This window comes from Nonomuraea longispora, assembly GCF_004348345.1.
GTDB lineage: Bacteria > Actinomycetota > Actinomycetes > Streptosporangiales > Streptosporangiaceae > Nonomuraea > Nonomuraea longispora.
Genome location: NZ_SMJZ01000210.1, coordinates 1 through 15,920, shown reverse-complemented (window position 1 = coordinate 15,920; position 15,920 = coordinate 1). Strand labels below are relative to the sequence as shown.

The following is a 15,920-nucleotide window of genomic DNA, read 5'->3' as shown; positions in this document are numbered from 1 at the left end:
CTCGCGGAAGGCGAACAACCCCGGCACGTACGGCACCGCCACCCACGGCGCCCGCCCGCCGTCCATGTCAAGCACCTCGGGAGCATCGTCCAGCACCGCGCCCCGCGGCCGGCCCGCCCGCTCCAGCCATCCGCGCATCCCGGACGCACCGCTCTCGCCGGCCTCCTTGACGGCCGTCACGAACCGGTCACGCGCGGCGGCGTCGAGCGCGGCGCCTCTGGTGAGCACCGCCAGCGACACGGCACGCCCGTCGGGAGCCCGGCCCAGGTACACGAACCCGGCCGGCGCCGTCTGCAGGCGCGCCTGCACCACGTAGGGCCCCAGCCGGGGCGGGTCGCCGTACTGCAGGGGACTTGCCACGTTTGCCATGAAAGCACAGACGTGGCGTCGTGCGAGTTTGCGGCGCGTTTGGTGGAATGGGGCACATGAGCGTCGCCGAAGAGTTGCCGGGCGGAAACGACGCGGCACTGCTGCGTCAGAGTCTCGACGAGGTCCGGCGTGTCATCGTCGGACAGGACCACATGGTCGAAAGACTCATCGTGGCCCTGCTGGCCCGCGGGCACTGCCTGCTGGAAGGAGTCCCCGGCGTCGCCAAGACCCTCGCCGCGTCCACCCTGGCCACCGTCGTGGGCGGCACGTTCGCCCGCATCCAGTTCACCCCCGACCTCGTGCCGAGCGACATCATCGGCACCCGCGTCTTCCACCCGTCCAACGAGAAGTTCGACGTCGAGCTCGGCCCCGTGTTCGTCAACTTCCTGCTGGCCGACGAGATCAACCGCGCCCCCGCCAAGGTCCAGTCCGCGCTGCTGGAGGTCATGGCCGAGCGGCAGGTCACCCTCGCCGGCGTCACCCACCCTCTGCCCAAGCCGTTCATCGTGCTGGCCACCCAGAACCCCATCGAGTCCGAGGGCGTCTACCCCCTGCCCGAGGTGCAGCGCGACCGGTTCCTCTTCCGGGTGCGGGTGCCCCACCCCACCGCGCACGAGGAGCTGGAGATCCTGCACCGGATGAGCGTCACCCCGCCCGTCCCCGAGCGGGTGCTCGACCCCGCCAAGCTGATCACGCTGCAGAAGGCGGCCGAGGACGTCTCGGTCCACCAGCTCGTCGCCGACTACGTGGTGCGCCTGGTCATGTCCACCCGAAACCCCGGCGAATACGGCCTGGCCGAGCTGGCCGACACCATCGAGATCGGCGTCAGCCCCCGCGCCACTCTGGGCCTGGTCTCCGCCGGGCGCGGGCTGGCCCTGCTGCGGGGCCGCGACTACCTGCTGCCCGACGACGTGCGCGACGTCGCCGTGGACGTCATGTCCCACCGGCTGATGCTCACCTTCGACGCGCTGGCCGACGGCGTCGACCCCGAGCAGGTCGTACGCCAGATCCTGCACGCCGTGCCCCCGCCCGTCGTCGTCTGGAACCAGAACCGGTGAACACCGCCGAGCAGGCGCTGCGCCGGCTGGAGCTGACCGTCACCCGGCGGCTGGACGGCCTGCTGCACGGCGCCCACCAGGGACTGCTGCCCGGCACCGGCAGCGAGGCCGGCGACAGCCGCGTCTACGTGCCCGGCGAGGACGACGTGCGCCGCATGGACTGGGCCGTCACCGCCCGCACCACCATCCCCCACGTACGCGACCTGATCGCCGACCGCGAGCTGGAGACGTGGGCGCTGGCCGACCTGTCACCCAGCATGGACTTCGGCACCGCCGACACCGACAAGCGCGACCTGGTCGTGGCGGCGGTCGGCGCGATCGGATTCCTGTCGAGCAGAATGGGAGACCGGTTCGGCGCCCTGGTGATCCACGATGAGCACATCCACCGCATGCCCGCCCGTACCGGGCGCCCCGCCCTCTACGGGCTGCTGCACTCCCTCATGGACGCCCCCCGCGGCCAGGTCGTGCCCGACCCGCCCGACCTGGCCGAGGGCGTCGACGTGCTGTCGGCCAGCCGCAGGCGCCGCGGCATGCGGCTGATCGTCTCCGACTTCCTCGACGCCCGGCCCGACCTCGACCCCGACGCCGAACGCCCGTGGGAGCGCCCCATCAGGCGCCTGGCGGCCCGCCACCAGGTGCTGGCCGTCGAGGTGATCGACCCGCGCGAGCTCGAACTGCCCGACGTGGGCCGGGTCGCGTTCGCCGACCCCGAGACCGGGAACGTACGCGAAGTGCATCTTTCACCCAAAGTCCGGCAAGCGTACGCCGAAGCGGCCGCCCAGCAACGCGAGGGCACGCGCCGGGCGCTGCGCCGCGCCGGCATCGCCCACCTCGTGCTGCGCACCGACCGCGACTGGGTGTTCGACGTGGCCCAGTTCGTCCTGCGCCAGCGCCGCATGAGCCACCTGGCCCACCGGAGACCCGTGTGAGCGAGCGAAACGAGGAGACCATCACCGGCGCTATCGTGGTCACGAGGTCCGGGAAGGAGGCCTGGTGACCTTTCTCGCCCCCGCCTGGCTGTGGTTGTTCGTGCTGGTGCTGCTGCTGGTGGCCGGCTACATCGCGGCGCAGTTCGCCCGCCGCCGCTACACCGTGCGCTTCACCAACCTGGCACTGCTCAATCTCGTCGCTCCCGCCGGGCCCGGCTGGCGCCGCCACGTGGCGCCCGCGCTGTTCCTCGTCATGATGTCGCTCCTGGTCGTCGGCGCCGCCAAACCCGCCGGTGAGGTACGCGTGCCGCGCGACCGCGCCACCATCATGATCGCGCTCGACGTGTCCCTCTCGATGGACGCCGCCGACGTCGATCCCGACAGGATCAGCGCCGCCAAGGCGGCCGCCCAGGCGTTCGCCAAGGAGTTGCCCGACCGCTTCAACGTCGGCGTGGTCTCCTTCGCCCGCTCCGCCAACGTGGTCGTCTCCCCCACCACCGACCACCAGGCCGTGATCACCGCCATCGGCAACCTCACCACCCGGCCGGGCACCGCGATCGGCGAGGCCGTCTTCAACTCGCTCGAGTCGGTGCGCTCGTTCGACCAGCAGGCCGTCACCGACCCGCCGCCGGCCGCCGTCGTGCTGCTGTCCGACGGTGACAACACCTCCGGCCGGTCGGTCAACGAGGCCATCGAAGCGGCGCAGCAGGCCGGTGTGCCGGTCTCGACGATCGCGTACGGCACCCAGGAGGGCACCGTCGACATCGACGGCCGGCCGGTGAACGTACCGGTCAACAAGCAGACCCTGCAGTCGTTGTCCGACGGCACCAGCGGCCGCGCCTACACCGCCGAGTCCGGCTCGGAGCTGCGCGAGGTCTACGAGCAGATCGGCACCTCGCTCGGCTACAAGCTGGTCAACCAGGAGATCACCCAGTGGTTCATCGTGGCCGCCATCATGGCCGGGCTGCTGGTGGCGGGAGCGGCCGTGCTGTTCGGCGCCAGGATCCCGTAACGTTCTGCCCCGTGGCCCACTACTTCTCCGAGCAGCCGAAGACCGCGAGCAGGCCGGGCTCGGTCGACCTGGTCCTGCCCGACCTGCACCTGCGGCTGGAGACCGACAGCGGCGTGTTCTCCCCCGAGCGGGTCGACCTCGGCACGCGCGTGCTGCTGGAGAGCGTCCCGCCACCTCCGCCGCAGGGCGACCTGCTCGACCTCGGCTGCGGCTACGGCCCCATCGCGCTGACCATGGCCTCGCGCGCCCCGGAGGCGACGGTGTGGGCCGTCGACGTGAACCGGCGGAGCCTGGAGTTGACCGCGCGCAATGCCGAAGCCGCCCGCCTTTACACAGTAAGGTCGGTGCACGTGGACGACGTGCCGGACGACGTGAGGTTCCGCGCCATCTGGTCCAATCCCGCGATCCGCATCGGCAAGCAGGCTCTGCACGACATGCTCACCAGGTGGCTTACCCTCCTGACGCCCGACGGCGTGGCCTACCTGGTCGTCCAGAAACACCTCGGCTCCGACTCCCTGCAGCGCTGGCTCGGCGAGCAGGGCTGGCAGGCCTCCCGCGAGGCCAGCCGAGCCGCCTACCGCATCCTGAAGGTGACCCGATGAGAAGGCAGCTGCGCCCCACCGACGTCAAGCGGCTCAACCGCACCTGGCGCAGGAACACCCACCACCGCCTCGGTCTGATCATCGAGTCGGTCACCGGCCCGTTCAACATCGGCTCGATCTTCCGCAGCGCCGCCGCCTTCGGGGTCGACGAGATCTGGCTCGCCGGCAACGCGACCCCTCCGACCAACCCCAAGGTGGGCAAGACCGCGCTGGGCACCGAGCGGCTCGTCACGTGGCACGAGGCAATGCCGGCCGCCGAGGCGGTCAAGGCCGCCCGCGAAGAGGGCTACACGGTGCTGGCGGTCGAACTGACCGCCGAGGCCGTGCCGCTGCACCGGGCGGGGCTCGGCCGCGACGTGTGCCTGGTGGTCGGCAGCGAGGACCACGGCTGCTCCCCCGCCCTGCTCGACGCCGTCGACGGCGCCTGCTACATCCCCCAGGTCGGCCGGGTCGGCTCGGTCAACGTCGCGGTGGCGGCGGCCATCGCCCTGGCAGAGGCACGCCGCCAGGAGTGGGAGAATCTCCCCGAATCGTAATCCTCACCGTTCACCCGGAAGGGCATACTTCAGGACGTGCTCAGCCGCCGATTCGCCTTTCTCGACCACCCGGGCCCGCTGGCCTTCGCCCATCGCGGCGGAGCCGCAGAGAACGCGGAGAACTCCGCCGCCGCGTTCGAGCGGGCGGTCGGCCTCGGATACGCCTATCTGGAGACGGACGCCCGCGCCACCGCCGACGGCGTGCTGCTCGCCTTCCACGACCACACGCTCGACCGCGTGACCGACCGGCGGGGCCGCGTCTCCCAACTCCCCTACCGCGAGGTCAAGAGGGCCCGCATCGACGGGGCCCACGAGATCCCCCTGCTGGAGGACCTGCTGGGCACCTGGCCGGAGATCCGCTTCAACATCGACGTCAAGGAGCCGGCCGCCATCGCCCCGCTCGCCGCGGCGGTCCGGCGTACCGGCGCCTACGACCGGATCTGCCTGACGTCCTTCTCCGATGAGCGCCTGGCCCTGGCCAGGGCGGCGCTGGGCCGGCAGGTGTGCTCGGCGCTCGGCCCGCGCGGCGTCGCCGCACTGCGCGCCGCCGCCACCACCTCCGGCTACGGCCGGCTGCTCGCCCGCCTGTCCCGCGCCGGCGTGCCGTGCGCGCAGGTGCCGGTGGGCTTCCGCGGCCTGCGCGTCACGACCCGGGCGCTGGTCCGCACGGCGCACGCCATCGGCATGCAGGTGCACGTGTGGACCATCAACGACACCGCCCGCATGGAGCGCCTGCTCGACCTGGGCGTCGACGGCATCATGACCGACAAAGTCACCGGTCTGCGCGACGTCCTGCAGCGTCGCGGCCAGTGGCATCCCGGCCGGCTGGCCGCCTGAGCGCGACGCACCCCTGCCCTTGCCCTCCTAGGAGCGACACGACACCATGCCCGCACCCGCACCCCCCGGGGCCCTCGACGACTCCCCCGCAGCCCGCCGGCGCGAGCAGCGCGGCTGGTACTTCTACGACTGGGCCAACTCCGCCTTCTACACCACGGTCATCTCGGTCTTCCTCGGCCCCTACCTCATCCCCGTCGCCAAGACCGCCGCCTGCGCCCAGGACTTCCCCGGCATGGCCGCCGACCGGTGCGTGGCCGGCTTCGACCAACTGGCGATCGACAACCCGGGCCTGGGGTACGTCGACGTGCTCGGCGCCGACATCAGGCCCGCCGCGTACTTCGGGCTGATCATGACGGTCGCGGTGCTGCTGCAGATCGTGTTCCTGCCCATCGTGGGCGCGCTGGCCGACCACATCGGGCGCAAGCGGGAGATGCTCGGCGGCTTCGCCTACATCGGCGCCCTTGCCACCATGGGGCTGTACTTCGTCGAGGGCGACCGCTACATGCTCGGCGGCGTGCTGTTCGTCGTGGCCAACCTGGCCTACGGCTCCTCGGTCGTCGTCTACGACTCGTTCCTGCCGCAGATCTCCACGGCGGCCGAACGCGACACCGTCTCCTCGCGCGGCTGGGCCATCGGCTATCTCGGCGGCGGCCTGCTGCTGGCCCTCAACCTGGTGCTCTATCTCCAGCACGAGAGTCTCGGGCTGGCCGAGGGCATGGCGGTGCGCATCAGCATGATGTCGGCGGGGCTGTGGTGGGCCGTCTTCACCATCGTGCCGCTGCTGCGGCTGCGCAACCGGCCGGCGCCCGCGCACGAGAGCACCGCGCTGCGCTCGGTCGGCGGCAGCTTCCGGCAGCTCGGCCGCACGCTGGCCGAGCTGCGCCGCTACCCGTTGACGCTGCTGTTCCTGGTGGCCTACCTCGTCTACAACGACGGCGTGCAGACGGTCATCGGCAACAGCGCGGCCTTCGCCTCCGAGGCCCTCAAGCTGGACAAGACCGTACAGATCAGCGCAATCCTAATGGTGCAGTTCGTGGCGTTCTTCGGCGCGCTGCTGCTCGGGCGGCTGGCCGTCGCCTTCGGCACCAAGCGCACGGTGCTGGCCAGCCTCGTGGTTTGGACCGCGATCGTGGTGATGGCCATGTTCGTCGGCGAGAGGCAGGCCCTGCAGTTCTATCTCATGGCCTTCGCGATCGCGATCGTGCTGGGCGGCACCCAGGCCCTGTCGCGCTCGCTGTTCTCGCAGGTGATCCCCAAGGGGCGGGAAGCCGAATACTTCAGCCTGCTGCAGATCAGCGACAAGGGGTCGGCGTTCATCGGCTCGCTGACGGTGACCGTGGCACTGCAGCTCACCAACAGCTACCGCATCGCCATCGTCTCCATGATCGTATTCTTCGTTGTCGGGTTCGTGCTCCTGGCTCTGATCAACCTGCCCAAGGCCATCCGCGCCGCCGGCAACGAGGTCCCCGAACGGATCTGAGCGCTCAGCCGATGCCCCCGGCGGCCGGAAGGCCGGAAGCCCCGAGGAGCATCGTGCCCGGCCCCTGGGCCTCTCCAGGGCCGTGCCCGCCGTCACCGTGCCGCCGCAGTGCGGGCAGGTGACCACGGGGTGAACCGCTCACCGCAGGAGTGCACCAGTGGTCCTGCGCTCACCGCTCGGCGCCACGGCCGCCTTCGAAGGCAAGGACCGGGTGGGCGAGCTGTTCTCCGTCGTGATGAGCGTCCTAATGCGATACCACAGCGACGTCGGCGACGACCGGACCCGCGTGCCGACCGCGACCGCCCGCGCTGCCCGCGCTGGTGGGCGCCGCCGTCAAGCCGCTGGCCGTGATGACCCGGCTGGGCGACAGGGCACTGGTGCCGCCGGTGACCCGAAGAGGCGGAAGGTAGCCGATCCAAAACGAGAGCACTGCTCTTGACACAGGTGTCACAATGCGAGAGCGTTGCTCTCATCCAGGAGCGGCGCACACTTCAAGGAGCACCGATGTCATCCAAGTCAAGCGCCGCGGCATTCGCCGCGGCCGGAATCCTCTTCTTCGTCTACCCCGCGGTCCGCCCCTCGGGCGACGACGCCGCGGCCATGGCCTCCACCGCCTGGCTCGCCGGGCACACCGCCGCGATGATCGGCTTCGTCCTGCTCGCCCTCGCGCTGCTCGGGCTGCACCGGCTGCTCGGCGACCGGCTGTCACTGCGGGCCGCGGCGGTGAGCTGGGCGGGCGCCGGACTGACACTCCCCTACTACGGCGCGGAGACCTTCGGCCTGCACGTGGTCGCCCAGCGCTCCCTGCGCGACCAGGCACCCGCGCTGATGGAGCTGGCGGCGCAGTTCAGGTATGGGGGCGTCCCCGTCACCATGTTCGCGGCCGGGCTCGTCCTGCTCGCCGCCGGCGCGGTGATGGCCGCGGTGTCCGTCTGGCGGTCGGAAACGCTGCCCCGGTGGAGCGGCACGGCGCTGGCACTCGGTTTCGCGCTGTTCATCCCGCAGTTCTTCGGGCCGTACCCGCTGCGCATCGCGCACGGTGTGCTCATCATGGCCGGTGGGCTGTGGCTCGCGGCGGCGATGATCGGCGGTCGTCGCGGGAAACCCGCCACGACCTCAACGATCGGCTGAAACTCCGCTGTGTGGGCCCTGAGCTGGCCCTGCGCCCCCGAACCCGCTGCCAGGAGCCCCGCTGACGGACCTCATGGGAAGAACCGAGGCCCCAAGCGCGATTGGATCACCCCGCAGGTGGGAATCCCATCACGGTACCAAGCGTTAGACACCGTGGGAGACAGACCCCCCACGCATGGGGGCCCTGTAGGAGGCATTTAAACATGGGCGAGCGCGCGCTTCGTGGCACCCGGCTCGGGGCAACCAGCTACGAGAACGACCGTAACACGGATCTGGCCCCACGCCAGGAGGTGTCCTACACCTGTCCTAAGGGGCATTGCTTCGAGGTTCCGCTTGCCGCCGAGGCTGAAATCCCCGCGACGTGGGAGTGCCGCATGTGCGGCGCGACCGCCATCCGCGTGGACGGCGAGCAGCCGGAATCGAAGAAGACCAAGCCGCCGCGGACACACTGGGACATGCTCCTGGAGCGGCGGTCCATCGAGGATCTTGAGGAGGTGCTCAACGAGCGGCTCGCCGTATTGCGAGCCCAGCGTCGTAAGAGCGCCTGATCCCCTCTCACGGTGAAACCCCCGGGCACAGCCCGGGGGTTTTTCTCGCGCGGTGAACCCGTCAGGAGTCGCGGTCCTCGCGGATCACCTCGCCGTGCACCACCCGTGCCCCCCGCGGCGCGCCATCGTCAGGGGAGGCCGCGCCGGCAAAACCACCGTCCGGCGGAAACATGCCGGCGTACGGGGAGGCCGCGGCCATACGCCTGACCCTGCGCTCGAAGAACGACGAGCTCAGGCGGCGCACCAGTGGCCGGGTGACCGGCAGCACGCACGCCAGCCCCAGCACGTCGGTGACGAAACCCGGCACCAGCAGCAGCCCGCCCCCCACCAGGATCAGGCCGCTGTCGGCCAGTTCACGCTCGGGCATGCGCCCGCTCTGCACCGACTCCTGAAGGACCCGCCACGCCCTGCGCCCCTCGCGGCGCATCAGCCAGGCGCCCAGCAGGCTGCCGGCGATGAGGAGGGTCACGGTCGCCGGCCCGCCGATCGCGGCCCCGACCTGGAACATCAGCCAGATCTCCAGGACGGGGAAGAGCAGGAAGGCCAGGAAGAGCAGGAGCCGCATCGTTTCCTCGTTTCCACACGCGCGTACAGCAGGAACAACGCCCGGAGCCCCCGAACCGTTCCGCCCGGCGGCCGATTGACGGACGAACAGCCCTTCCAGCGGTCGTACGGCCGCGGCCCCGCCGCGCGCACCAGCGCGCGTCCAGCATTCCTGAGCCCCGACGCGCGAGGCCGGCTCAGCCCCGGCCGCGCCTGCCGCGCAGGCGTCCGGGCAGGCCCGTGACACCCCACAGCCCGATCCGCCACAACGCCTCGGACATGACCTTGCCGCTCATCTTGCTCTTGCCGACCGTACGCTCCACGAACGTGATCGGCACCTCGACCACCCGCAGCCCGTGCCGTGACGTACGCAGCGTCAGGTCGACCTGGAAGCAGTAACCCTGCGACTCCACCCCCGCCAGGCCCACCTTGTCCAGCGTGGCCGAACGGTAGGCGCGGAACCCGGCGGTCGCGTCGCGCACGGGCAGGCCCAACATGACCCGCGTGTAGATGTTGGCGCCCTTGGACAACAACTCGCGCCGGTGCGGCCAGTTGACCACCTTGCCGCCGGGCACGTAACGCGAGCCGATCGCCAGGTCGGCGCCCTCGGCCAGCGCCTCCAGCAGCTTGGGCAGTTCCTCGGGCTGGTGCGAGCCGTCGGCGTCCATCTCGACCAGCACGTCGTAACCTTCGTCCAGCCCCCAACGGAACCCGGCGATGTACGCCGCGCCGAGCCCCTGCTTGCCTGGCCGGTGCAGGACGTGCACGTGGCCGTCGCCCGCCGCCAGCCCGTCGGCGACCTCGCCGGTGCCGTCAGGGCTGTTGTCGTCGGCCACGAGCACATGGGCCGCCGGCACGGCGGCCCGCAGCCGCTCCACGATCACGGGAAGGTTGTCGCGCTCGTTGTATGTCGGCACGATGACGAGCACCCGGCCGAGAGTCTCCATGTCAGTCGTTCCTCATCCGGTCTACTCGCCGCCTGCCACGCCACGCGGCGACTCCGGCCGCCGCCGCTCCCATCACCATCAATGCCCACTCAGGAAACGCCCCCACCGTGGTCGCAAGCGTTTTCTCCGTGCGTACGGGCACCTTGACCACGTTCATGTCCGCGACCAGCTCGCGGGTCTGCCAGGAGACTTTACCGTCAGGCATGACAAACGCGGAGATCCCTGTCGTGGCCGCGGTCACGACGGCCCTGTTGTGCTCCACCGCGCGCAGCTTCGACATCGCCAGCTGCTGAGGCGGCAGGTTGGACAGCGCGTAGCTGGCGTTGTTGGTCTGCACCACCAGGGGCGTGCCCCCGGCGCGCACGGTCTCGCGCACGGTGCCGTCGTAGGCCACCTCGTAACAGTTGACCGCGCCGATCGTCACCGGCCCCATCCTCAGATCGCCCGGCTTGTCGCCCGGCACGGACTGCCGGCCCACCAGCCCGGCCCGCTCCCACAGGGCCAGCACGATCTCCTTGAGCGGCGTGAACTCCCCGAACGGCACCAGATGCTGCTTGTCGTAGTAGTCGCCCGCCCCGGTCACCGGATCCCACACGAGGCTGCGGGTGGCGCGGTGCTCGTCGCCGATCGCCACGACCGCGCCGACGAGCGTGGGCACACCGACGTCCCGCACGGAGTCGTGAATGGTCTCCTGGGCGAACCGGTCACGGTAGGGGTCGATGTCGGTGGAGTTCTCCGGCAGGACGACCAGGTCGGGCTTGGGGAGCCTGCCCTCGCGTACGGCCTGGGCCAGGCGCTTGGTCTCGTTGGCGTGGTTGCGCAGGACGACGGCGGGCTCGTCGCCGAGCACGTTCATGCCCCGGCCGGGAACGTTGCCCTGCACGATGCCGACGTTGACCGTGCGGCCCTCGTCGCCCGGCCGTGGCACGGCCAGGCTCAGCACGGGCACGGCCAGCGCCAGCGCCACGGGGGCCGCCCTGCGCCACAGCACGCGCCCGCGCGACAGGAACGCCTGGGCCAGCAGAGCGCCGCACAACACGACGGCGAACGACACCAGCGGCGCGCCGCCCAGGGCCGCGTAGGTGGTGAAGAGCGACTCACCCTGGCTGAAGGCCGCCCGCGCCCACGGGAAGCCGCCGAAGGGCACCAGGCCGCGCAGCCACTCCATGGCCACCCACAGGCCGCCGAACCACACCGGCCAGCCGGGCAGGCGGAAGATGAGCGCGGCCGCGGCGGCCATGGCGGCGTAGAAGAGGCTCTCCGCGCCGACGAGCATGAGCCAGACGTCGTCGCCGATCGTGCGCACCCACGCCACGCCGGGGAACAGGAACGCCGCGGCGCCGACGTAGCCGAGCCAGGCCGCCCGCCTGGGGCGGGTGCCGTGCAGGGAGGCGACGATCAGCGCGATGCCCGGGGGGGCGCACCACCACCAGTCGAGCGGTGGGAAGGCGGCGAACAACGCCAGCCCGCCGGCCACGGCCGCCGCGATTCTGGCCGCCGTCATGCGCAGGGGCTCGCGTCCCGGCTCCCCCGCGGCGCTCTTGGGACCGCCCTTCGACGGCACACCGTCACCGGCGGCGGTCACGGTATCGTCCTCGCCACGCGGCCCGCCCGTCTCCTCACCGCCGCCCGCGCCTCCGCCTTGCGCGCCTCGCCCCGCCCCGGAAGCGGGCACGGCGCGGGCATCAGACACAGACACAGGCTGGGGTTGTGGCTCGGGCTCGGGCGAAGACGCCGGCTCGGGCCGCGCATCGGACACGGACACCGGCTCGGCCCGGGCGGCGGCTCCCGGGCCGGGGGCATCGGGGGCAGGCTCGGTGGTCGCGGCGGCCGGATCGGACGTAGGAGGCGCCGTCGCGGCCGGAGGCGGCGCGACGGCAGGCGCGGGGCCATCGCCAGGGGTCGAGTCGCGCCCGGGTGTGGGCGGGAGGCTCGTTCTGTCCTGAACCACTCCGAGGTCTCCTCCGCCGTCATCGCACGCCTGCTTGCGGAAACGCTACCGTCCCACGGCCCCACTTCACGCAGCGCGGCGCGGGGAGATCGAAAAATGGCGAGCGGACGCGGCAGGGTGATCCCGCGGCTGACGGGACCACCCGGCGCACGGCGGTCCTGCGCACGAGAACGGGAAGAGGGCCCGGAAACCCTTCGGACCGGACCCGTCTCGTCGGCGGCGAGCGCGGAATTCCGTTGTCTACTGGGCTCCCGGGCCCGTCCCGGGTCCAACCCCCCGCCCGGTTGGGGTGCCCCGACTCGACGGACCGACGGCCCTGCACCTGGCTGTGTGGACGAAGTCACGCTCCGTCACGGACGCAGGATCCGGCGATGTCAGAGACGGCCAACCGGCCAAGTCCCGTGCTGGACTGCGCAGCAAACTACCGACTCCACCTCAGATGTCAACCGTGTCCCGATCAGCAGAAACATCAAGTTTTCGCAGGTGGGACATGATCGGCCACCCGCCGTAAAGCGGATCAGAGCCCATTTGCGGGTGTCTGCGAGCGGCTCGGCAAGCCTCTGAGCGGCTCGGGGAGCGGCCGCTCGTGCACGACGCCGAGCCGTTGCGTGGCACGGGTGAGAGCAACATACAGGTCGCTCGGCCCTCGTGGCGACTGGGAGGCGATGAGGTCGGGTTCGGCCACGATCACCGAGTCGAACTCCAGCCCCTTCGCGTCCGTCACCCCCATCACGGCCACCGGCGCGTCGAGCGCCTCCGCGCCCTTCGCCCGGCCCGCCCCGGGCGTCACCACCACGGTGCCGGCCACGGCCGCGGAGACCTCGTCCCCGAGCGGGCCGAGCAGCCTGTCGGGCACCACCACGGCGACCTTGCCGCCCTCGCCCACCTCTGCCCGGACCAGCTCGGCGAGCGCGGCAAGCGGCGCCGACCAGGGCTGCACGCCCAGCTCGCGTACGGACGCCGGAGCTTCGAGCGCGGGGTCGACGGTGGCCAGGACACGCGCCGCGAGCGCCATCAGCTCGACCGGCGTGCGGTAGTTGACGCTCAGCCGTTCCTGACGCCAGCGCCCGGCCACGTACGGGTCGAGCACCTCTGCCCACGAGCGCGCGCCGGCCGCAGAGCCGGTCTGCGCGATGTCGCCGACGATCGTCATCGAACGGGTGGGGCACCTCCGCATGACGGCCCGCCAGGCCATCGGCGACAGCTCCTGCGCCTCGTCCACGATCACGTGCCCGTAGGCCCAGGTGCGGTCGGCGGCGGCGCGCTCCGCGGTGGTGAGGTGGGGACCGCCGCCGCGCTGGCGTTCGGCCAGGCGCTCGGCCTCCATGACGTCGGACAGGCCGGTCAGTTCCAGGACCTCGCGGGCGTAGGCCAGCTCGGCCTCGCGCTCGCTCTCCTCGGCCTGCCTGGCGGCGGCCAGTTCCTCCTCCGCCTGCATGGCGCTGGCGCGCAGCACCTGCTCGTCGATGTCGCCGAGCAGCTCGGCCGCCTCGTCGAGCAGCGGCACGTCGGGCTCGGTCCACGTGCCGCCGTCGCGGCGCAGCAGCGCACGCTCGCCGGGCGTGAGGGACGAGGCCGCGTACTCCAGGCGCTCGGGCGAGCCGTACAGGCCGAGCAGGAGGCGCTGCGGCGTGAGGTAGGGCCACAGCCGGTTGAGCGCGGACTTGACGACCGGCTCGGTACGCAGCTCCTCGCGCATGTCGGCCAGGTCGTCCTCGTCGATGAGCCCCTTGCCGATCTTGCGGGCCTGCTGCCGGGCCAGCGCGTTGAGCAGGGACCTGACGAACACGGCCCTGGCCTGGTTGTGCGGGCGGCGTGAGCGGGCCGCCTTGTTCCTGGCCGCGTCGAGCATGGCCCGGTCGATGGTGAGGGTGAGACGGCCGACGGTCAGCTCGATGGGCTTGCGCGGCACCCGCTGCCGGTCGCGTACGGCCTTGGCGATCACCGTGGCCATCCGCGCGTCCCCCTTGAGCGCCGCCACCTCGGGCCGCTCGCGGGCGGTGGCGGTGACGCCGGGATAGAGCTCGCCGACCGTGGACAGCAGCACGTCGTTCTCACCGAGCGAGGGCAGGACCTGCTCGATGTAACGCAGGAACGTCAGGTTGGGCCCGAGGATGAGCACCCCCCTGCGCTCCAGCCGCTCCCTGTGCGTGTAGAGCAGGTACGCCGCCCGGTGCAGGGCCACGACCGTCTTGCCGGTGCCGGGGCCGCCCTGCACGACCAGGACGCCGTTCAGGTCGCCGCGGATGACGCGGTCCTGCTCGGACTGGATGGTGGCCACGATGTCGCGCATGCGGCCCGTACGCCGCTCGTCGAGCGCGGCCAGCAGGGCCGCCTCGCCGTTGAGCGTGGCACGGTCGTCGTCGGTGAGCGAGTCGAGGTCGAGCAGGTCGTCGTCGACGCCGACCACCGTACGGCCCTTGGTCTGCAGGTGGCGGCGCCTGGTCACGCCCATGGGGGCGGCGGGGGTGGCGCGGTAGAACGGCTGCGCGACCGGCGCCCGCCAGTCGATCAGCAGACGGCGCTGGTCGTCGTCGGTCACGCCGAGCTTGCCGATGTAGAGGCGGCCCTCCTCGACGTGGTCGAGGCGGCCGAACGCCAGGCCGCGCTCGACCGCCCAGAGCCGGGCGAGCCTGAGAGCGTACATCTCGGCGAACGTGTCGCGCTCCGACCTGTTCTGCATGGTGCCGACGGCGCCGCTGGCCAGCACCTCCTTCAGCTGTCGCTGGGTGCGCTCGCGCAGCTCGTCGAGACGGTCATAGAGGCGGGTGACGTACGCCTGCTCCCTGGTGCGTTCCGTTTGACGCGTTACCGTCTGACCATTAATGTGGTTAATGGGACACTCCGGGCCATTCTGCTTGTTGTTACGACAAACGATGACATTAGCACGCCTTTCGCGGCGCTCCCCTCACTTCGTCCCGTCACCTGCGATCGCCGGACCGCTCAGACGTACGGACTCGGCGGCGACGCTACCCCCTCCATGGTGACCGCACACCCGCTCGTGCATAACAGCATGCGCCGGCTACGTCCGCCCGGCGCCCGCCAGAACCGCCGCGGCGGCCGCGGCGTAGGCGTACGTGCCCCACTCCGGGGCGAGATACGCCACCGCGCCCGCCAGGGGGACGCCGAGCCACTCCCAGCGGCCGTCCAGGGCCACCAGGGCGACCACCAGCAGCGCGTACCACGGATATCCGGGGGTCAGCAGCAAAAACGCCGTACCGGTGACCACGAGCGCGCCCCGCCACGGCCGGTCCGGATCGCCGCGCCTGAGGACGTGGAAGGTCACGGCCGCCAGCACCAGGAGCACGGCCGGCACGGCCCACGAGTCGGGCAGCACCAGCCGCAGCAGCCCGTAACGGTCACGCGCCCCGGCCTCGTCGTAGCCTTCCTCGGCCACGTACCCGAACAGGTAGCCCAGCACCGAACCCCGGGACAGCAGAACGTAGGGCAGGTAGGCGGCGGCCACGACCAAGGTGGCGGACGCCGTCGTCCACAGGGCTCCCCGCGCCGCCCGGCCGCTCGACAGGCTCCCGGACAGCGCGCCGGGCAGCACCACGGCCGGCACCAGTTTGACCGCGATCGCCCCGCCCAGCATCGTCCCCCGCCAGGCCGGCCACGCCCGGCCGCCGGCCACGCCGAACGCGAGCACCGCGGCGGCGACGGCGAGCATGTCGGCGTGGGCGTTGTTGACCGCCTCCATGGGGACGGCCGGGCACCACGCCCAGTACACGGCCCGCCGGGCGCCGCCCCTGCGCAGCAGGACCAGCAGGGTGCCCGCCGCCAGCAGCGCGCCGGCGACCTGAAGCGGCTTGTGCCGGGCGCCGCCGGGCGAGAGCCGGTCCACCACCAGGAAGTACGCCTCCGCCAGCGGCGGATAGATCGTGTGCTCGGACGGCCGGTTGATCCTCGTGCACGCGCCCCCGCCGATCGGGTAGAAGTGCCCCTCCGAGCAGCGGGGGAACAGCCACGGGTCCCGG

At 71.6% G+C, this 15,920-nt stretch carries 15 protein-coding genes and 1 pseudogene; 9 read left to right on the top strand and 7 right to left on the bottom strand.

The window, feature by feature from the left end; translation table 11 throughout:
* Positions 1-369 (bottom strand): annotated as a pseudogene (locus tag E1267_RS36475) (hypothetical protein); the annotation flags it as partial.
* A gap of 56 nt (positions 370-425) precedes the next feature.
* Between E1267_RS36475 and E1267_RS36470 the strand changes: the two are divergent.
* The 7 genes from E1267_RS36470 to E1267_RS36440 all read left to right on the top strand — a co-directional run bounded on the left by E1267_RS36470 (position 426) and on the right by E1267_RS36440 (position 6,823).
* A complete protein-coding gene (locus E1267_RS36470) occupies positions 426-1,427 on the top strand; it encodes an AAA family ATPase (RefSeq protein ID WP_132339655.1) in 1,002 nt (333 codons plus the stop codon).
* A complete protein-coding gene (locus tag E1267_RS36465) occupies positions 1,424-2,356 on the top strand; it encodes a DUF58 domain-containing protein (RefSeq protein WP_342774935.1) in 933 nt (310 codons plus the stop codon). The genes E1267_RS36470 and E1267_RS36465 overlap by 4 nt, the downstream gene beginning before the upstream one ends.
* A 64-nt stretch (positions 2,357-2,420) precedes the next feature.
* Positions 2,421-3,368 (top strand): VWA domain-containing protein, encoded by a 948-nt coding sequence (locus E1267_RS36460; RefSeq protein WP_132339653.1) that lies wholly within the window; start codon positions 2,421-2,423, stop codon positions 3,366-3,368.
* Between the two features lie 11 nt (positions 3,369-3,379).
* A complete protein-coding gene (locus E1267_RS36455; RefSeq protein ID WP_132339651.1) occupies positions 3,380-3,970 on the top strand; it encodes a class I SAM-dependent methyltransferase in 591 nt (196 codons plus the stop codon).
* Positions 3,967-4,506, top strand: a complete 540-nt coding sequence (locus E1267_RS36450; RefSeq protein WP_132339649.1) for a TrmH family RNA methyltransferase — start codon at positions 3,967-3,969, stop codon at positions 4,504-4,506. The genes E1267_RS36455 and E1267_RS36450 overlap by 4 nt, the downstream gene beginning before the upstream one ends.
* A 36-nt stretch (positions 4,507-4,542) precedes the next feature.
* Positions 4,543-5,343, top strand: a complete 801-nt coding sequence (locus E1267_RS36445; protein WP_132339647.1) for a glycerophosphodiester phosphodiesterase family protein — start codon at positions 4,543-4,545, stop codon at positions 5,341-5,343.
* Between the two features lie 46 nt (positions 5,344-5,389).
* On the top strand, positions 5,390-6,823 hold the full coding sequence (locus E1267_RS36440) for an MFS transporter (protein WP_132339645.1): 1,434 nt from the start codon (positions 5,390-5,392) through the stop codon (positions 6,821-6,823).
* A gap of 4 nt (positions 6,824-6,827) precedes the next feature.
* Here the strand turns inward: E1267_RS36440 and E1267_RS44935 are convergent, their stop codons facing one another.
* Complete coding sequence (locus E1267_RS44935; RefSeq protein WP_165959998.1) at positions 6,828-6,965, bottom strand: hypothetical protein; 138 nt, start codon at positions 6,963-6,965, stop codon at positions 6,828-6,830.
* A 362-nt stretch (positions 6,966-7,327) separates the two neighbouring features.
* Here E1267_RS44935 and E1267_RS36435 point away from each other — a divergent pair, with 362 nt between their 5' ends.
* Both E1267_RS36435 and E1267_RS36430 read left to right on the top strand, forming a co-directional pair.
* Positions 7,328-7,954: a hypothetical protein gene (locus tag E1267_RS36435; protein ID WP_132339643.1), complete on the top strand. Its 627-nt coding sequence runs from the start codon at positions 7,328-7,330 to the stop codon at positions 7,952-7,954.
* A 203-nt stretch (positions 7,955-8,157) separates the two neighbouring features.
* Positions 8,158-8,502 carry an RNA polymerase-binding protein RbpA gene (locus tag E1267_RS36430; protein WP_132339641.1) on the top strand — a complete coding sequence of 115 codons (345 nt, stop codon included), beginning with the start codon at positions 8,158-8,160 and terminating at the stop codon, positions 8,500-8,502.
* 61 nt (positions 8,503-8,563) lie between these two features.
* On the opposite strand, the gene E1267_RS36425 is transcribed toward E1267_RS36430, so the two are convergent.
* From E1267_RS36425 to E1267_RS36405, 5 genes are all read right to left on the bottom strand, one after another.
* Positions 8,564-9,067, bottom strand: a complete 504-nt coding sequence (locus E1267_RS36425; RefSeq protein WP_132339639.1) for an FxsA family protein — start codon at positions 9,065-9,067, stop codon at positions 8,564-8,566.
* Positions 9,068-9,242: 175 nt separating this feature from the next.
* The gene (locus E1267_RS36420; RefSeq protein WP_132339637.1) at positions 9,243-9,992 is read right to left on the bottom strand and encodes a polyprenol monophosphomannose synthase; all 750 of its coding nucleotides are present in this window, start codon (positions 9,990-9,992) and stop codon (positions 9,243-9,245) included.
* Position 9,993: 1 nt separating this feature from the next.
* On the bottom strand, positions 9,994-11,577 hold the full coding sequence (gene lnt, locus E1267_RS36415) for an apolipoprotein N-acyltransferase (RefSeq protein ID WP_246064482.1): 1,584 nt from the start codon (positions 11,575-11,577) through the stop codon (positions 9,994-9,996).
* 883 nt (positions 11,578-12,460) lie between these two features.
* The gene (locus E1267_RS36410; protein WP_246064481.1) at positions 12,461-14,653 is read right to left on the bottom strand and encodes a HelD family protein; all 2,193 of its coding nucleotides are present in this window, start codon (positions 14,651-14,653) and stop codon (positions 12,461-12,463) included.
* 312 nt (positions 14,654-14,965) lie between these two features.
* Positions 14,966-15,920 (bottom strand): glycosyltransferase 87 family protein (locus E1267_RS36405; RefSeq protein ID WP_132339633.1); only part of this gene is annotated, 955 nt, incomplete at its 5' end.